The sequence below is a fragment of the Cyanobacterium sp. genome (genome assembly GCF_054166785.1).
The window spans coordinates 1-16,983 of sequence record NZ_JBSZCP010000057.1; the positions used below are offsets into that span (position 1 = coordinate 1).

At 39.0% G+C, this 16,983-nt stretch carries 19 protein-coding genes; 11 read left to right on the forward strand and 8 right to left on the reverse strand.

Annotation, left to right across the window (positions count from 1 at the left end; all coding sequences use genetic code 11):
• Positions 1–270 precede the first annotated feature (270 nt).
• On the forward strand, positions 271–1,254 hold the full coding sequence (gene hemB, locus ACXITR_RS11430; protein ID WP_457997347.1) for a porphobilinogen synthase: 984 nt from the start codon (positions 271–273) through the stop codon (positions 1,252–1,254).
• A gap of 98 nt (positions 1,255–1,352) precedes the next feature.
• On the opposite strand, the gene ACXITR_RS11435 is transcribed toward hemB, so the two are convergent.
• Positions 1,353–1,823, reverse strand: coding sequence for an EVE domain-containing protein (locus tag ACXITR_RS11435; protein ID WP_457997442.1), 471 nt, complete (start codon positions 1,821–1,823; stop codon positions 1,353–1,355).
• Positions 1,824–1,911: 88 nt separating this feature from the next.
• On the opposite strand from ACXITR_RS11435, the gene ACXITR_RS11440 reads away from it, so the two are divergent.
• The 3 genes from ACXITR_RS11440 (at position 1,912) to ACXITR_RS11450 (ending at position 4,238) form a co-directional block, all read left to right on the forward strand.
• Positions 1,912–2,709, forward strand: a complete 798-nt coding sequence (locus ACXITR_RS11440) for a creatininase family protein (RefSeq protein ID WP_457997348.1) — start codon at positions 1,912–1,914, stop codon at positions 2,707–2,709.
• Between the two features lie 226 nt (positions 2,710–2,935).
• Positions 2,936–3,907, forward strand: a complete 972-nt coding sequence (locus tag ACXITR_RS11445; RefSeq protein WP_457997349.1) for a cysteine synthase A — start codon at positions 2,936–2,938, stop codon at positions 3,905–3,907.
• Between the two features lie 79 nt (positions 3,908–3,986).
• Positions 3,987–4,238, forward strand: coding sequence for a hypothetical protein (locus ACXITR_RS11450; RefSeq protein WP_457997350.1), 252 nt, complete (start codon positions 3,987–3,989; stop codon positions 4,236–4,238).
• A gap of 46 nt (positions 4,239–4,284) precedes the next feature.
• Here the strand turns inward: ACXITR_RS11450 and ACXITR_RS11455 are convergent, their stop codons facing one another.
• The 4 genes from ACXITR_RS11455 to ACXITR_RS11470 all read right to left on the reverse strand — a co-directional run bounded on the left by ACXITR_RS11455 (position 4,285) and on the right by ACXITR_RS11470 (position 6,829).
• A complete protein-coding gene (locus ACXITR_RS11455) occupies positions 4,285–4,641 on the reverse strand; it encodes a carbon dioxide-concentrating mechanism protein CcmK (protein WP_457997351.1) in 357 nt (118 codons plus the stop codon).
• Positions 4,642–4,726: 85 nt separating this feature from the next.
• The gene (locus ACXITR_RS11460) at positions 4,727–5,035 is read right to left on the reverse strand and encodes a carbon dioxide-concentrating mechanism protein CcmK (protein WP_457997352.1); all 309 of its coding nucleotides are present in this window, start codon (positions 5,033–5,035) and stop codon (positions 4,727–4,729) included.
• A gap of 156 nt (positions 5,036–5,191) precedes the next feature.
• Positions 5,192–5,980: a Crp/Fnr family transcriptional regulator gene (locus ACXITR_RS11465; protein ID WP_457997353.1), complete on the reverse strand. Its 789-nt coding sequence runs from the start codon at positions 5,978–5,980 to the stop codon at positions 5,192–5,194.
• A 93-nt stretch (positions 5,981–6,073) separates the two neighbouring features.
• A complete protein-coding gene (locus ACXITR_RS11470; protein WP_457997354.1) occupies positions 6,074–6,829 on the reverse strand; it encodes a sulfite exporter TauE/SafE family protein in 756 nt (251 codons plus the stop codon).
• 271 nt (positions 6,830–7,100) lie between these two features.
• On the opposite strand from ACXITR_RS11470, the gene ACXITR_RS11475 reads away from it, so the two are divergent.
• The 5 genes from ACXITR_RS11475 to ACXITR_RS11495 all read left to right on the forward strand — a co-directional run bounded on the left by ACXITR_RS11475 (position 7,101) and on the right by ACXITR_RS11495 (position 11,446).
• Entirely contained in the window at positions 7,101–8,150 is a 1,050-nt protein-coding gene (locus tag ACXITR_RS11475) for a sulfate ABC transporter substrate-binding protein (RefSeq protein WP_457997355.1), read from the forward strand.
• A 140-nt stretch (positions 8,151–8,290) separates the two neighbouring features.
• Positions 8,291–8,608, forward strand: a complete 318-nt coding sequence (locus ACXITR_RS11480; RefSeq protein ID WP_457997356.1) for an NIL domain-containing protein — start codon at positions 8,291–8,293, stop codon at positions 8,606–8,608.
• 30 nt (positions 8,609–8,638) lie between these two features.
• Entirely contained in the window at positions 8,639–9,508 is an 870-nt protein-coding gene (cysT, locus tag ACXITR_RS11485; RefSeq protein ID WP_457997357.1) for a sulfate ABC transporter permease subunit CysT, read from the forward strand.
• Positions 9,495–10,307 (forward strand): sulfate ABC transporter permease subunit CysW, encoded by an 813-nt coding sequence (gene cysW, locus ACXITR_RS11490; RefSeq protein WP_457997358.1) that lies wholly within the window; start codon positions 9,495–9,497, stop codon positions 10,305–10,307. Before cysT ends, cysW begins: the two co-directional genes overlap by 14 nt.
• A gap of 128 nt (positions 10,308–10,435) precedes the next feature.
• On the forward strand, positions 10,436–11,446 hold the full coding sequence (locus ACXITR_RS11495) for a sulfate/molybdate ABC transporter ATP-binding protein (RefSeq protein ID WP_457997359.1): 1,011 nt from the start codon (positions 10,436–10,438) through the stop codon (positions 11,444–11,446).
• A gap of 36 nt (positions 11,447–11,482) precedes the next feature.
• Here the strand turns inward: ACXITR_RS11495 and ACXITR_RS11500 are convergent, their stop codons facing one another.
• A complete protein-coding gene (locus ACXITR_RS11500; RefSeq protein ID WP_457997360.1) occupies positions 11,483–13,513 on the reverse strand; it encodes a mechanosensitive ion channel family protein in 2,031 nt (676 codons plus the stop codon).
• 408 nt (positions 13,514–13,921) lie between these two features.
• Between ACXITR_RS11500 and ACXITR_RS11505 the strand changes: the two genes are divergently transcribed.
• Together ACXITR_RS11505 and arsB are read left to right on the forward strand one after the other, a co-directional pair.
• The gene (locus ACXITR_RS11505; protein ID WP_457997361.1) at positions 13,922–14,245 is read left to right on the forward strand and encodes an ArsR/SmtB family transcription factor; all 324 of its coding nucleotides are present in this window, start codon (positions 13,922–13,924) and stop codon (positions 14,243–14,245) included.
• 193 nt (positions 14,246–14,438) lie between these two features.
• Positions 14,439–15,599, forward strand: coding sequence for an ACR3 family arsenite efflux transporter (gene arsB / locus ACXITR_RS11510; protein WP_457997362.1), 1,161 nt, complete (start codon positions 14,439–14,441; stop codon positions 15,597–15,599).
• Here arsB and pgsA read toward each other — a convergent pair.
• Positions 15,596–16,114 (reverse strand): CDP-diacylglycerol--glycerol-3-phosphate 3-phosphatidyltransferase, encoded by a 519-nt coding sequence (pgsA, locus tag ACXITR_RS11515; protein WP_457997363.1) that lies wholly within the window; start codon positions 16,112–16,114, stop codon positions 15,596–15,598. The genes arsB and pgsA overlap by 4 nt on opposite strands.
• Positions 16,115–16,121: 7 nt before the next feature.
• The gene (locus ACXITR_RS11520; RefSeq protein WP_457997364.1) at positions 16,122–16,832 is read right to left on the reverse strand and encodes a sugar transferase; all 711 of its coding nucleotides are present in this window, start codon (positions 16,830–16,832) and stop codon (positions 16,122–16,124) included.
• Positions 16,833–16,983: the final 151 nt, after the last annotated feature.

Genomic DNA, 16,983 nt, shown 5'->3' on the forward strand with positions numbered 1-16,983 from the left:
GGGTAATGAGTAATGAGTAATGAGTAATGAGTAATGAGTAATGAGTAATGAGTAATGAGTAATGAGTAATGAGTAATGAGTAATGAGTAATGAGTAATGAGTAATGAGTAATGAGTAATGAGTAATGAGTAATGAGTAATGGGAATTTACTGCCTACTACCCACTTCCTACTTCTCAAAATATTAATTTATTTAACGAGGGAGGGGGAAAAACCGAAACTCCCGTATAATAGTATGTTGCCCATGTTTTCATGAAAAAATTTTATTAGAAATGCCCTTATATAACCTTACAAATCGTCCTCGCCGTTTGCGTCGCACTTCAGCACTACGGGCGCTGGTACAAGAAACCCAATTAACGGTTAATGATTTAATTTATCCTGTGTTTGTCATGGAGGGGGAAAATCTTAAACAAGAGATTGTTTCCATGCCAGACTGTTATCGTTATAGTCTTGATTTGTTGATCAAAGAAGTAAAAGAATGCTATGAATTAGGTATAAAGGCGATCGCCCTTTTTCCCCTAGTAACAGACGACAAAAAAGATAACGAAGGCACCGAAAGCTATAATCCCGATGGATTAGTACAGCGCACCATCAAAGCCATCAAAGCAGAAGTACCCGAAATTACCATTATCACCGATGTAGCCCTTGATCCTTATTCCCCCTACGGTCATGATGGTATCGTAGTAGATGGGGAAATCCTTAATGATGAAACCGTGGCAGTATTAGCCAAAATGGCCGTATCCCAAGCCCAAGCTGGCGCAGATATGGTTGCCCCCTCCGATATGATGGACGGTAGAATTGGGGTAATTCGTGAAGCCCTTGACGAAGCAGGGTTTACCCATGTGGGTATCATCGCCTACTCTGCCAAATATGCCTCTGCTTATTATGGTCCTTTCCGTGATGCCCTTGAGTCAGCACCTAAATTTGGCGACAAAAAAACCTATCAAATGGACATTGCCAACTCCCGTGAAGCCATTACCGAAGTAGAGTTAGACATTACGGAGGGGGCAGATATGGTCATGATAAAACCAGCCCTTGCTTATCTTGATATTGTCCGTCAAATCAGAGATTATACTAACATTCCTGTGGTTGCCTATAACGTCAGTGGTGAATATGCCATGATTAAAGCTGCCGCAGAAAAGGGATGGATTGATGAGAAGAAAATTGTCATTGAAACCCTTACCAGCATGAAAAGAGCAGGGGCAGACTTGATTTTAACTTATTTTGCCAAGCAAGTGGCTTTGATGTTGAAGTAGGTAGTGGATAGTGGGAAGTGGGCAGTGGGCAGTAAATTCCCATTACCCATTACTCATTACTCATTACCCATTACTCATTACTCATTACTCATTACTCATTACTCATTACCCCTAATTAACCTTAATATTTCTTGTGCAACGGCATCATTTACGGGTATTACCGATAATCGATTACCTTTTTTAACCACCAAAAAATCATCGGGATTAAAAGTGTTTTTGAGGGTATCGAGGGATAATGGTTGAGCAAATTTTTCTTTAAATTTTACCCTCACCGTATGCCAACGGGGTTTTTCTGGGGTTGCTTTACTATCAAAATAGGGTGAAGTGCGATCGCACTGGGTAGGATCAACGACATTAGTTTCAACCACTTCCATTAAACCAACGATGGCAGGGGGTTTACAATTAGAATGATAAAAAAAGGCTAAATCCCCTTTATTCATTTGTTTAAGAATATTCCGAGCCTGATAATTTCTAACCCCATCCCAGATGGTAGTTTCATCTTGTTGTAAATCGTCAATACTATAAGCCCTAGGCTCAGATTTCATTAACCAATAGTTCACAATAATAATTGATAATTGAGAATGGATAATGGATAATGGATAATGGATAATTATAGTAGAAAAAACCATTGCCCATTTCCTATTCCCTAATAATATTATGATTCACGGTTTTATCCCTCCAGAGCGTTTTTTTGCCTATCTTACATGGCAAGAAATTGAGCAGATGCCCGATAAAGAAAATGTCGTTATAATTCAACCCATAGGGGCGATTGAGCAACATGGACATCATCTGCCTTTGGTGGTAGATTCAGCTATCAGTCAGGGGGTATTGGGTAAGGCTTTGGAGGGTTTATCCCCTAACATCCCAGCCTATGCTTTACCAACTCTGTATTATGGTAAATCTAACGAACATTTAGACTTTCCAGGCACCATTAGCCTATCAGCGGAAACTTTATTAAGGGTATTAAGGGAAACGGCAGAAAGTATTTATCGGGCTGGGTTTCGTAAGTTGGTTTTGATGAATTCCCACGGAGGGCAACCCCAGATATTAGATATTATTAGCCGTGATTTGCACCAAGAGCATCATGATTTTTTGGTGTTTCCTTTTTTTACTTGGCGTGTGCCTCACATTACTAAAGATTTGATGACGGAAAAAGAAGGTAAGGAAGGAATCCACGCAGGGGATGCGGAAACGAGTTTAATGTTGTCTCTTTTGCCCCATCAGGTAAAGATGGATTTGGCTGTAAAAGAATATGGGAAGGATTTGGGTAAGGATAGTTTGTTATCCCTTGAGGGGCGTTTACCTTTTCCGTGGGTGACGAAGGAGTTAAGCAAGAGTGGTGTAATCGGTGATGCCACGGTGGCAACGAAGGATAAGGGCGATCGCATCTTAGCATCCCTTACCACAGGCTGGATCGAACTGATAGAAGATATATATAAATATCAACAATCCTAGATTTTAGATTGCAAGGGTTAGGGGTATTAAACATTAGCAAACATATAACACTAGAACTATTATTACCATTGCCCATTGCCTATTGTTCGTTACATTAGTATCCTGAAGGATTTATTATTAATTCTCAATTATCCATGGTCAATTATCAATTGCTAATTTAGGGTCTTCATTTTTCGGTAAGATAGAAAAATTACAAAAGAAAAAGATAAAAGCAACGTACATCATAATGGATATAAAACAAGGCTTCGTCGGCACCATTGGTAATACTCCCCTCATTCGTTTACATAGCTTTAGCGAAGAAACAGGATGCGAGATATTAGGTAAAGCCGAATTTCTTAACCCCGGGGGTTCGGTGAAAGATAGAGCCGCCTTGTATATTATCAAAGAAGCAGAGGAAAAGGGTCTATTAAAACCAGGTGGCACAGTGGTAGAAGGTACTGCGGGGAATACGGGCATCGGCTTAGCTCATATATGCAATGCTAAGGGATACAAATGTATTATTGTTATTCCTGAAACCCAATCCCAAGAAAAAATGGATACCCTCCGCACCCTTGGAGCAGAGGTAAGAGCCGTTCCTGCGGTGCCTTACAGAGATCCGAACAACTATGTAAAACTGTCTGGCAGAATTGCGGAGGAAATGGATAACGCCATCTGGGCAAATCAATTTGATAACCTTGCCAACCGTCAAGCCCACTACGAAACTACGGGCAAAGAAATTTGGGAACAAACAGATCATAAAATAGATGCTTGGGTAGCGGCCACAGGCACAGGGGGAACTTTTGCTGGAGTTTCTTTATTTTTGAAGGATCAAAACCCCAATATCAAATGTATTTTGGCGGATCCCATGGGCAGTGGTTTATATAGTTATGTGAAAACGGGAGAAATAAGAGCGGAGGGCAATTCCATCACCGAGGGCATTGGCAATAGTCGCATCACGGCTAATATGACAGGGGTACCCATTGATGATGCGGTGAGAATAGATGACCAAGAAGCTGTTCGGGTTATCTATCAACTATTATACAAAGAAGGTTTGTTTATGGGTGGCTCTGTGGGCATTAATGTGGCGGCGGCGGTAGCGGTAGCCAAAAAACTAGGACCGGGTCATCGTATTGTTACGGTATTATGTGATGGTGGTGGTCGTTATCAATCTCGGCTTTATAATCCTGAGTGGTTGGCATCTAAAGGATTGAAGGTTTAACTTAAAGCTATTCCATAGCCATCCCATTAAGGTTAAGATAAAATAGATTAGAAATTGAAGTTAGTATCGAAGAGAAATTATGCCTCCACGTTGGCCCAGAGAACCAGATCGAGAAAATGATCTAAAATATAGAAAATTAGACGATCGCATGAATTTCGCTGTTCATGTTGCTGCATTTACTGCTGTAAATTCAGGAGCGTGGTTTTTCCACAACCTACAACACGCCCAATGGTCTTGGATTACTTGGTTAACAGGTATTTGGGCTGTTATTCTCTTGACACATTTTATTTATATAAGTGCGATCGCCAATTATACGGACGCTAAAAATTAAATGATTATCTGTAGGGGTTGAACATTATTCAACCCTTTAAAATTATTTATGATTGAGAAGGAAGATAGGGAGCAGTATTTCCTTCCACTGCCTGACGATAGGTTTCCACTTCATCAGTATAATCAATGGGTAAAACCGCACATACGTTTTGATGAGGACGGGGGATAATGACCCAAGATTCGAGGGTTGCACCTTCTGCTTTTTTCACCGCTTCGATTCCTGCGGCCATGGCGGTTTTCACTTCTGAAACATCCCCACGAATATTCACTGTAAAACGGGCGCTACCAACCCTGATATATCCCACAAGGGTAACTCTACCAGCTTTTACCATGGCATCGGCGGCGGCTAAAATCCCGGGAAATCCTTTTGTTTCAATAGAGCCAATGGCTGATTGTGAAGGCATAATCTATATATACTCCTATAATTTTATGAAAATATAAAAACTTAATTTTAAAAATTAAATAACTGTATTAAACTAACAACAAGGTTTACATCCGATAAGGATTAGAAACTTCATTATGGGCAATGGGTAATACATCTACCACATTGGGAGGGGGATTTGGCACAATGTAATGGGTCATCACTTCACCGCCAAACACTTCCTCCGCCTTGATTAACCCCTCCTCCATGGCTCGGTTTACTTCGGATACTGCACCCCTAATGGCGATCGCAAATTGACCACTTTCTGCCTTATCAAAATAAACAAGGGTAACTCGGGCGCTTTTTACCATCGCATCGGCAGCCGCCAAGATAGAGGGAAAACCCAAAGTTTGAATAACTCCTACTGCTTCAGGCATGGATAACTATACTTTTTTACTTAAACCTCACAATTATCCCACAAATTTCCCTTAATAGATAGATCTCTATGGTTAATTAGAATTTAGAAATCATAATCCAAGAATAAGTATTAATTATCAAAACGACTCTTTTTTGCACATTCGGAAAATGTCTTATTATTTTAAAGGCCACCAAGAAACTTTATCTCTGGTTGCACTATAAACTTCTTTTAATTCTTCTGGTTGTAAAATATGTATCACATCATCGGAAGTGCTGTTATTTTTATCTAGTTTAATTAGCCCTTCTTTTTGCATTCCTTTTAAAACTTGTTCTACGGTGCGCTGATTTAATTGACAGGCTTTTGCTATTACTTCCACCGCCAAATCAAGGATATAAATCCCTTTATCATTGGGTTGATTATTTAATTCTCTTTCTTGATAAATTAACGCCCTTAATAAGGATGCCACTGCTTGGGGGGGGTAACTGCTACAGTTGAGGAGGTGATAGGTAAATTTTTCCCTTAGTTCAAAAAGTTTAGCATAGCGATCGCCCACTACCTCAAAATGATCGTATATTTGTTTGAGAGCATCAAGGGGAATTTTGGTTACATAGGTAGTTTTATAAGCCTCCACCAGACTAGGAAAACCTTTACTAGCCAAACCATGGCTAAAGGGTAAACTACGCATTCCAAAACAACCACCACTATAGGTTAAAGATAAAATGCGATCGAGGGGATTACTCCGTAATATTATAGGGCCACCCTCTAAAACAACATATAAACTATCTAAATCTTCATCGGGGGAAAAGGCAGTGAAAACGGGGCGATTAGAAAATAATTTTTCCCTAGTGAGACTATCAGAAGGCAAAAAAGAGCTTAATTCTTTTTCATCTAAACCCTTAAACAAATAGGAGTGATTAATTAAAAAAGTAATAATGTTAGATTCACTAGGATTTTTTCTTGTCATTGTTGCCCGATAACTTGATTTAGTCTTCTAGGCATATTTTCCCACAGTTACAGAATATTTACCGTTAAATTTCAATTAATCTTAAAATAAACTTTAATTCATCCATTGCCACAAATTGCGCACCGCCAAGAAAATTACCACCACCAGAAAAATTCTCCGCAACCATAGGTTACTCATCTTTGTAACGACTTTCGCCCCCAGTAATGCCCCAAAAAACATCGTTACTCCCAAAATGATACCCAACTGATAATCAACTAAACCTTGAGTCATAAAAATTAGGGTTGCAATTATGGAAGAAAAGATATTTAAAACCTTGGTTATGGCTACGGCTTCCAAAAATGTCATATTCAAAAAGCCGATAAAACAAGCCGTTAAAGTTGTTACATAACCACCACTAAAAAACCCCCCATAAATACCTAAACCAAAAGTTAAACCGTAGCCGATTTTTAAAGCTGTAGGGCTTGATTTTTCTTTTTTTTCGATGCCTTTATTTTTGTTAATTACTGAAAAAACCGTTACGGCAATCATGAAGATAGATATTAACAACGGCATGGTATCAGCAGGGATAACAATTACCAGTAAAGCCCCCAAAATTGAGCCAATAACTGTTAAAACCGACAATAAAGGTAAATCTGGACGTTTCAGCACGTCACTTTTTAAAAAAGGAATAGTACCCCCGATACTCATAAATATTAAGGCAAACATATTAGTGGCGATCGCCCTTGCTGGTTCAATATTAAACTCCAACATTGTAGAGACAGTAATCAGAGAAGTTCCTCCCGTTACTACTCCAACCATGCTAGTAACAAAAAAAATAGCAATTAAAAAAAATAACTCTGAGAATATCATTTCAGTTCCGATAAAATCTTGAAAATGTGCTTTAAATGTTTTTCATTACACCCAAGGCAATAAAAATAAACTTTTAGTATGTCGATTAGATTAGTATATCCATATTTTGTTTAGTTTCGTAGTAGTCATTTTTGGTATAGCCATCATCTACATTCTGTTTACTATTTTTCAAAAGAATCACTTTTTAACGTAAGAATATTTTCAAAATGTATTGAAAATTATTTAAAAACTTATTATGATAGTAGTCAACACAATTTGTAGAACATGAGCGATGAAATTGCAAAGAAGATTATTCGGGAAGTTTTTGTTAGGATTAACCGTTAGTGGAGTAATCGCCAGTTGTGCCTCCCCCACCACCACAGGAAACGCCACAGGAGGAGAAGTAAACCAAGAAGAAGTAACCCTAACTCTGGTTAGTTATGCGGTAACCCAAGCAGCTTATGAAAAAATCGTTCCTCAATTTGTCGAATACTGGGAAGCAGAAACAGGACAAAAAGTAACCATTGACCAAAGCTATGGTGGCTCAGGATCTCAAACTAGGGCGGTAATAGACGGTTTAGAAGCGGACATCGTAGCCCTTGCCCTTTCTTCCGATACCTATGCTCTCCAAGAAGCAGGATTAATTGAACCGGGGTGGGAAAACGCCGTATCGGGGCAAAATGGTATTATTACTCGCTCCGTAGTTGCCCTTGTCAGTAGAGAAGGAGGAGAAAAGGTTGAAAACTGGCAAGACTTAGCAGATCCAGATATTAGCGTAATTACCGCCAATCCTAAAACCTCCGGGGGCGCTCGTTGGAATTTCCTCGCCCTTTGGGGTAGTGTCACCCAAGCAGGAGGCACCGTAGAACAAGCAAAAGAATTTGTAGGACAAGTTTACAGCAGTGTTGCCACCCTTCCCCGAGATGCAAGGGAAGCCTCTGATGTGTTCTACAGCAGAAACCAGGGGGATGTATTAATGAACTACGAAAATGAGTTATTACTTGCAGAATCCCAAGGCAGAGTTCAACCTTACGTTATCCCTACTGATTACAACATTTCCATCGAAGGGCCCGTGGCAGTGGTGGATGGATATGTAGATAGGAGAGGTACTAGGGAAGTTGCCGAGGCTTTTGTGGAGTTTCTCTATACGGTAGAAGCCCAAAGAGCATTTGCTGAGGCTGGTTTTCGTCCTGTCAATGAGGAAGTTTTTGCGGAATTTAGTGACAGGTTTCCCGTGGTGGAAAATCTCTTTACCATCGAAGATTTTGGCGGTTGGAATCAAGCACAACCCGATTTTTTCAATGATGGAGCGATTTTTGATCAGGCCATTTCGAGAAGATAGTAATAAACCTTTTTTTATATTCAGGTTCAGTAACAATAAATTAATTGAATTCCCCCAATACTCGGAATTTGATCCCCCCTAGCCCCCCTTAACAAGGGGGGAATAATTAAAAATTTCATCACAGCTATGGAGAATCAATTATGACAACTCAAGAAATTCAAGATAAACAATCCATCAAAATTTCTATCCATATCCCCCCTCGCCATCACGATAAACCCATTATTGTTGATCTCGCTTCTAAGCACAATTTAGAAGTCAATATCACCTCTGCCATGTTAGGTGAATATTCTGACAAAGATGGTTGGTTTAATCTTATTTTGTCGGGAGAAAAAACCTCCATTCAAGAGGCTTTAAATTATTTATCCGATTTACAAATAGAAGTTTGGAGTCAAACGGGAAACGGTCAACAAATTGTTAAAGATTCTTGGGGCTTAGGAGAGTGGGAAATCAGGCATTAAAAGGTAAATACTCATTAAGAAAATAAAATTATGATTAGTTCGTTAAATCCACCACCAAAAATTCCTGTCAACTATCGAGAAGTCATTAAAAATATTTTTCGTAAATTTTTCATCCCTTGGGCAGTAACAATCATTTTTCTTGCGGTCATTTTAATCATTCCCATGGCTGCTTTGGTGGCAGAATCCGCCAGTTTAGGATGGGCAAATTTTTGGCAGGAGGCCACCGCTGAGGTTGCTATTGCATCTTATATTTTTACTTTTGCCACTGCCCTAATCGCTTCTTTGATTAACGCTGTGATGGGAACTTTAACGGCTTGGGTATTGGTGCGTTATGACTTTTGGGGTAAAAAAATCATTGATGCCACCATTGATGTTCCTTTTGCTTTACCCACTACGGTGGCGGGTTTAGTCTTGGCAACGGTATATGGCGAGGATGGTTGGATTGGTCAGTTTTTTACTCCTTTTGGTATTCAGATTACGTTTTCACCTTTGGGGGTATTTGTGGCAATGTTATTTATTGCCTTACCTTTTGTCGTTCGCAGTTTACAGCCAGTATTACAAGAAATGGGAGCGGAAATTGAGGAAGCGGCTTGGTCGTTGGGGGCATCGGATTGGCAAACTTTTCGCCTAGTTATCTTACCGCCTTTACTTCCTGCTATCTCGGCTGGGGTGGCGTTGGGTTTTTCGAGGGCTGTAGGCTCTTATGGAACTATTGTCATTATTGCTTCTAACATTCCTTTTAGGGATTTGATTCCCCCTGTGTTGGTACTGCAAAAACTGGAACAATACGACTATGTGGGGGCGACGGTTATCGGGACAGTATTATTGTTTATTTCTTTGGTTTTGTTATTGATTATTAATCTGTTACAGCAGTGGGGCAAACGTTATGCAGACAATTAAAAAGCTAAATACGGGCAAAAATTGGCTAATTTTCGTTGTATTTGCCTATTTGGGATTGATTTTACTAATTCCTGCTGTTTCGGTGTTTTATGAGGCGTTTAAGGAGGGGATTCCCACTTTTTTACAGGCTATTCAACAACGGGAATTTATTCAGGCGGTATGGTTAACGGTGCTGTTGTCGGTGTTTAGTGTGCCTCTCAATACGGTGTTTGGTTTGTGTGCGGCGTGGGTGATTGCGAGGAATAATTTTCGAGGTAAGGCGTTTTTGATGAGTATTATCGATTTGCCTTTTTCGATTTCGCCTGTGGTGGCTGGATTAATGATGGTGCTTTTGTATGGGCGTAATGGTTGGTTAAATTGGTTGGTGGAATATCTTGATGTGAGAATTGTTTTTGCTTTACCCGGCATGGTGTTGGCGACAATTTTTGTGACGATGCCTTTTGTGGCAAGGGAGGTAATCCCTGTGTTGGAGGAAATTGGTACGGAGCAGGAGGATGCGGCTAGAAGTTTGGGGGCGAATGATTTGCAGGTATTTTGGCGAGTAACTCTGCCTAGTATTCGTTGGGGCTTACTCTATGGGGTTTTGCTGACTAATGCTAGGGCGATGGGGGAATATGGTGCGATCGCCGTTGTTTCTGGCAATGTCATCGGTAAAACAGCATCTTTACCTATTTTCGTGGAATTAGCTTACAAAAACTATCAAACTCAATCGGCTTTTGCGGCAGCGGTGGTATTGGTTTTGTTGGCGGTAGTAACTCTTATTGCTAAGGAAATTTTGGAACATTTCACCAAGATTTGATCCCCCCTAACCCCCCTTAATAAGGGGGGAAATAATGAAAAAAAAAACCATTGCCTATTCCCCGTTCCCTGTTCCCCGTTCCCTAGTTTCACTAATTCACTTTTTCATAAAACTATATACATAAAAAAATGAGTATTATTATTAATCAAGTCAATAAAAATTTCGGTAATTTTCAAGCTCTAAAAGACATTAATTTAGAGGTAAAACCAAATACTTTAGTTGCTTTACTCGGCCCATCTGGTTCAGGAAAATCAACCCTTTTGAGGGTAATTGCAGGGTTAGAAACTCCCGATAATGGTCAAGTAATTATTAATGGTAAAGACACCACCCATCTTGATATTCGTCAACGTAATATTGGTTTTGTTTTCCAACATTATGCTCTTTTTAAACATTTAACCATCAGAGAAAATATTGCTTTTGGTTTGCGCATTCGTAAAACACCGAAAAATCAAGTTAAACATAAAGTGGCTGAATTGCTCGATTTGATTCAATTAGAGGGTTTGGGCGATCGCTACCCATCCCAACTATCAGGAGGACAAAGGCAAAGGGTAGCCCTCGCTCGTGCTTTAGCGGTACAACCCCAAGTATTGTTATTAGACGAACCTTTTGGGGCATTAGATGCTAAAGTGCGGAAGGATTTGAGGGCGTGGTTAAGAAGACTCCATGATGAAGTCCATATTACCAGCGTTTTTGTTACCCATGACCAAGAAGAAGCCATGGAAGTAGCCGATGAAATTGTCGTAATGAATCACGGAGTTATTGAGCAAATCGGCACTCCAGCCCAAATTTATGATCATCCTGCCTCACCTTTTGTGATGAAATTTATCGGGGAGGTAAACATTTTACCCAGTCATACTCCCTTATTTGTTAACGTTAACCACGATCATTATTCTTCTCATCCTGAAGTGTTTGTGCGTCCCCACGAGGTTGACATTTTACTAACCAATGATGATCATGAAAGTACAAAAACCACCATTAAAAGAATTACTCATCTAGGGGCAGAGGTACAAATTGAGTTAGTTTTGGAGAATAATTTACCGATAATTGCTCACCTCACTAGACAACAATTTACCTCTTTGAACCTCAAAAATAATCAGGTAGTCTTTATTAAGCCCCATCGTATTAAAACTTTTGCTTAACAGTTATCTTGATGTAGCCACAAAAATACCTAACACCTAATTTGCTTCAATGGTAAATCCATTAGCCTGATTAGGCTCACGATGCCAAATTTCCCTTTGAGGAATACCCAAAGAAATTCCAGCCCCATCAAAAGCCTCTTTAACCCTTAATCGTAACTCCCTACCCACAGCCCATTGCTCGGCAGGTAAAGTTTTAATCAAAAGCCTAATCATAATACCATCATGGGAAACCTTTTCAATGCCTAGAATATCAGCAGGTTCGAGGATTTTTTCTTGCCATTCTTCCTCATCACAGAGGGTTTGCGCTACCTCCTGAATTAGATTAGTAGCGGTTTTTATATCCTGATCCCAAGCAATTTCAATGGTAAAGTTAACCCTAGACCAGTTTTTAGTCATATTAACCACCGTGGAAATGTGACCATTGGGGATTACGATTAACTGTCCATCAAGGTTGCGTAAAGCGGTGGCGTAAAGGTTCATACTTTCCACACAACCCGCAAAACCATTAATTTCGACCACATCCCCCACGGCAAAACGATCAGTATATAAGATTAAAATACCATTGAGCATATCCTCCAACAGATTACGGGAAAGAAAAGCAAAAACTACGGCAGCAGCCCCAGCCCCAGCAATTACCGTAGGATTTAACCCCGTAAAAGCAAAGGTTAAAGAGAGACCGATAACGGTAAAAAGAAAAGTAGTAGCACCTTGAAGAGCAGGAGAGTAGGTATTAACCCGAAGAGTTGGACGATTAGAATTAGGAAAAATTTCCTGTCTTTCCCTTGCCCATCTATTGAGTGCCGAATCAATCCAAAAGTCTCCTATCTTATCAATCAAAACAATACAAATCCAAATTATAGGAATCAAAATTGCTTGGGAGAAAAACAAGTTAAATAGATAACGGGTTTCCCTGTAGGTAATAACAATGGTACCTATGCTCACTAGAATTACCATAATTTGTCCTAATAAACAGACTCTAAGGACTAACTGAATGAGATTTAATTGTTGTTTGATTACATTTTGGGTTTGTTGATAAACCGTCGGCAATATCTTTGTGGGAATTTGTAACCCCTCGGAGATAACTTGAATACCACTACTAATACTTTGATTGAATAATCTACCTAATAATTTTCTAAATTTCTCGATTTTTTTAGGAATGGGTTGAGCCTGAGTTGGTATTCTCCCCGATAACGGCTGAGTATAGTTTTGAGATGGTGCTTCTGAATTGACTTGGGTTGTTTCGTCATCTCTTTTGTGAGCTTCAGGATCAACTGTGAGGGTGTGTTTTATATCTTGTAATTCTTGTCGGAGTATTTTGGCAATTTTTTTGATAAATCTCTTGAACTTATCTACTAAAATCAAGAAGATAAGGGTGATTATGATAACAATCACTGATATTTGGAATCTTAGCAGGGGTTGTTGATGATTCATTTCAATACCCCAAAGAGCATCACTGATGGAGTTAGCTACATCTGCTCTCCATTCCTGTGCTAATTCTTCGATGGTAGAAGTGTTGGCACTGGCATCTATTTCAGTTATGGTGATAAGGGCTTGGGATGATAAACCGAGATCTGGTTGACGGGGTACAAATACCACGGTTTGATTATTTTCTGTTCCTACTTCTACGATGGGAGTGGAAGGGTGTCGGGGTTTTTCTCTATTTAAAAACCAAAAACTTAAAGGCTGTCTTTCTTCTAAGAATTCAAAGGATTCTGAACGAATGATACTTTGGAAAATTCCCTCAAAAATGTTTTGTACAAATTTAGCTCTTTGTTCAACATCGATCGCAATTTCGGCGGAAGTTTTTTCTGCTTCTCTTGGTAAAGCGAGGGTTAATTGTTCTTGCATGATTTCTGAGTTACCAAACAAATAAACATCACTACACCAATATTTTCCGCATGGACGAGCTTTGTTTAAATCCCAGTCTGGGGTTTCTGGAAAATCTACCACACTGCTGGTTGGTAAATGAAAAAAGGGAAATTGGGCAAGGACTTGGGGAGTAAAATTAACAATAAAAATCAAACTGAGGGTAAAAATACTCAGGTATTTGGTAATTAGTTTACGCATTTACTCAACTATATCTTTTTGAAAAGGACAGTTATCATATTAGTACACCAAACCAAAATTGTTGATCCATACCCAGATTTTGGCTAACCGTTAACAGTCCTTGATGGTCGGGATCGGAAGATGTACAATGGATCTTAAGGTCCTCGGTAATGGGAATGCAAAAAACAAAAAAATAGCCTAAATACTTATCTCTTGTGCAAATAGTGACAATGGGTTGGGGATAAATGTCAAGGTTAAATTTTGTACCTTAATATCATAATTTGGCATTGCTTAATCATGGTATGAAATATAATTGAATGATGCTAAAAACTAAGACATCAAAATATTATCACTATTGCCTGTTCCCCGTTCCCTGTTCCCGGCCTAAATGATAAATCATATCTAAAATCAGCAACCCCCATAATTTTAATGAGCATTGCAGAATTAGAAAACAAAACCAACATCAAAAAAGGATTCCATGCACTATCTGACTCAATTCGCATTGAAGTATTAAATTTGTTACGCAATCAAGAGTTGTGCGTATGTGAGTTATTGGAGGTTTTAAATATTAGTCAATCTAAGTTATCATTTCACCTCAAAACCCTAAAGGAAGCGGGGTTAGTGCGTACTCGTCAGGAAGGAAGATGGGTTTACTATAGTTTGAATTTATCTCAGTTGGTGGTTTTAGAACAATATTTGGCGGATTTTCGTCTCATGGTTTCTCTGGTGCCTTCTCGAAAATGTTGTGATTGATGGGAAACATGAACATACCAAGTTTTACTGTTATAATTATCTTGTGAGTTCTGGCTTAAAGTGAAATTTGTTGGTACAAAAATTCCTTGTTAAAAATAGAAAGTCTTTGTTACAAAAAGTTTTACTAATATCTTGACGATGATTTGCTGTGGCTCTACTTTTCCTTAAATATACCAATAAAATTTGTTTTAATATGGCTGTAAATATAAATCCCAAGGCAATAAAAGCGGGAAGTAGTTTAAGTTTTTTTGAAAAGTATCTAACCGTTTGGGTTGTTATCTGTATCATTATTGGCATTGGTTTGGGGCGAATTTTTCCTGATATTGCCCAAACTTTGGATAGTATTAGTGTTTATAATGTTTCGATTCCCATTGCTATTTGTTTATTTTTCATGATGTACCCCATCATGGTTAAGATAGATTTTTCTCAAGCTATAAAAGCGGTTAAGACTCCTAAGCCTGTTTTTTTAACTTTAGCGGTTAATTGGTTGGTTAAACCTTTTTCTATGGTTATTTTTGCCCAATTTTTTCTAGGGTATCTTTTTTCGGGGATATTATCGGAGACGGAGATAATTAGGGGGGCAGAGATTTCTTTGGCTGATTCCTATATTGCTGGGTGTATCCTGTTGGGTATTGCCCCTTGTACGGCGATGGTGTTGATGTGGGGTTATCTTTCCTATAGTAATCAGGGGATTACTTTGGTGATGGTGGCGGTTAATTCTTTGGCGATGTTATTTTTATATGCACCTTTGGGGCAATGGTTATTATCGGCTAATAATTTGAGTGTGCCTTGGGAAACCATTGTTTTTTCTGTGTTGATATATGTGGGTTTACCTTTAATTACAGGGATTTTTAGTAGATATTGGATTTTTAAGCATAAGGGTAGGGCTTGGTTTGAGTCTCGGTTTCTACATTATCTTTCTCCTGTGGCAACCATTGCTTTGTTGCTAACGTTGGTGTTGTTGTTTGCTTTTAAGGGGGAGTTGATTGTTAATAATCCTCTACATATTCTTTTGATTGCGATTCCTTTGTTTGTGCAGACTAATTTTATTTTCTTGATTACTTATGTCATTGCTTTGAAGATGAATTTATCCTATGAGGATGCGGCCCCTGCTTCTTTGATTGGGGCGAGTAATCATTTTGAAGTGGCGATCGCAACGGCGGTAATGTTATTTGGGTTAAACTCTGGGGCTGCCTTGGCTACGGTGGTGGGAGTATTAATTGAAGTACCTGTGATGTTAATTTTAGTAGAATTTTGCAAAAAAACTGCTCCTTGGTTTCCCCGAGAGCCAGAAAAGGCAACTTTAATTGATCCAAGATGTATCGAAACCTTGAAAACAAGGGAAGAGTATTAGGCGGTTTCCGCTGAAGGTATAAGGTATATTAACCCTGAAACCATGGTTAGTATTACCGACACCCAAAATATAATTATCCCCATGGATAATGCCCAAGTATGTTCAGGTAACAGTAAAAGGGCGATCGCACTTATCTGGCTCACAGTCTTAAACTTACCCCAAACATTAGCCCCCGACACCGTCTTTTGTTGAGGATTTACCCGCCAACCGGCGATCGCAATTTCCCGCAATAAAATTAAAAATACCCCCCAAGCAGGAATAATCTGACGCTCGACTAAAACCAATAAAGGAGCAATGATCAAAATTTTATCCGTTAAAGGATCTAAAAACTTACCTAAGTCCGTAACCTGATTTAAACGCCTAGCTAAATAACCGTCTAGCCAATCCGTCAAAGAAGCAACCAAAAATAATCCCCAAGCCCACCATTGATAAATCTCTATTGGCTGGTACAAACACCAGAGAATAGGAATTATTAAAATGATGCGACTAAAAGTAACACTATTGGGAAGATTCATTCAATGATTAACAGGCGCCCTCACGCTTAACAACCACCTCGATGGTTTTAAAAATCAAATATAAATCATACCACACTGTCCATTTTTTCTGGTAAGCCAAATCCATTCCCACCACTTCATTAAAATTAAGGCACTTAGAGCGTCCTTTGACCTGCCATTCCCCAGTCAAACCGGGCTTTACAGCTAAACGTAATAGGTGATAATCATTATACTTAACTACCTCATTAGGAGTAGGAGGACGAGTACCCACTAAACTCATATTTCCCATTAAAACATTCCAAAACTGAGGAAACTCATCTAAGCTAGTAGATCTCAAAATTTTACCAATTTTTGTGATGCGAGGATCCTGCGGATTTTTAAAAATAAAACCATCGGCATGATTTTTCACTAAATGTTGCTTTTTGTCCGCACCCACCGTCATGGAGCGAAATTTCCAAATGGTGAATTTTTTCCCATTCAAGCCACATCTAACTTGAGAATAAAGAATAGGGCCTGGATTGTCAGTATAGATAAAAATAGCAAGAGGAATAAAAATAATAGCAGTAACGGTTAGACCAACCAAAGCCCCAAGAATATCGATTAAACGTTTCCAAATATTGTTAATGGAAGGATGTTGTTCTCCAAACTGAACATACTGATCCCTTAAGTGTTCGATGTGAAATTGTTTTCTCAATCGGAAGGGAGACTTGCTAAAATTTTTGGGATTTATTAGCATCATGGGCGTTATCTCAACGTGTGTACTTAAGTATTGTTCTTATCATACCCAATTTTTTGAAAAATGTACCTACTTATATTAATTTTTTTTCAATACCATAGTCCCATACTTAGTAAAACATCAAGAAGTATTTAAGTGATATTACTGTGATCAC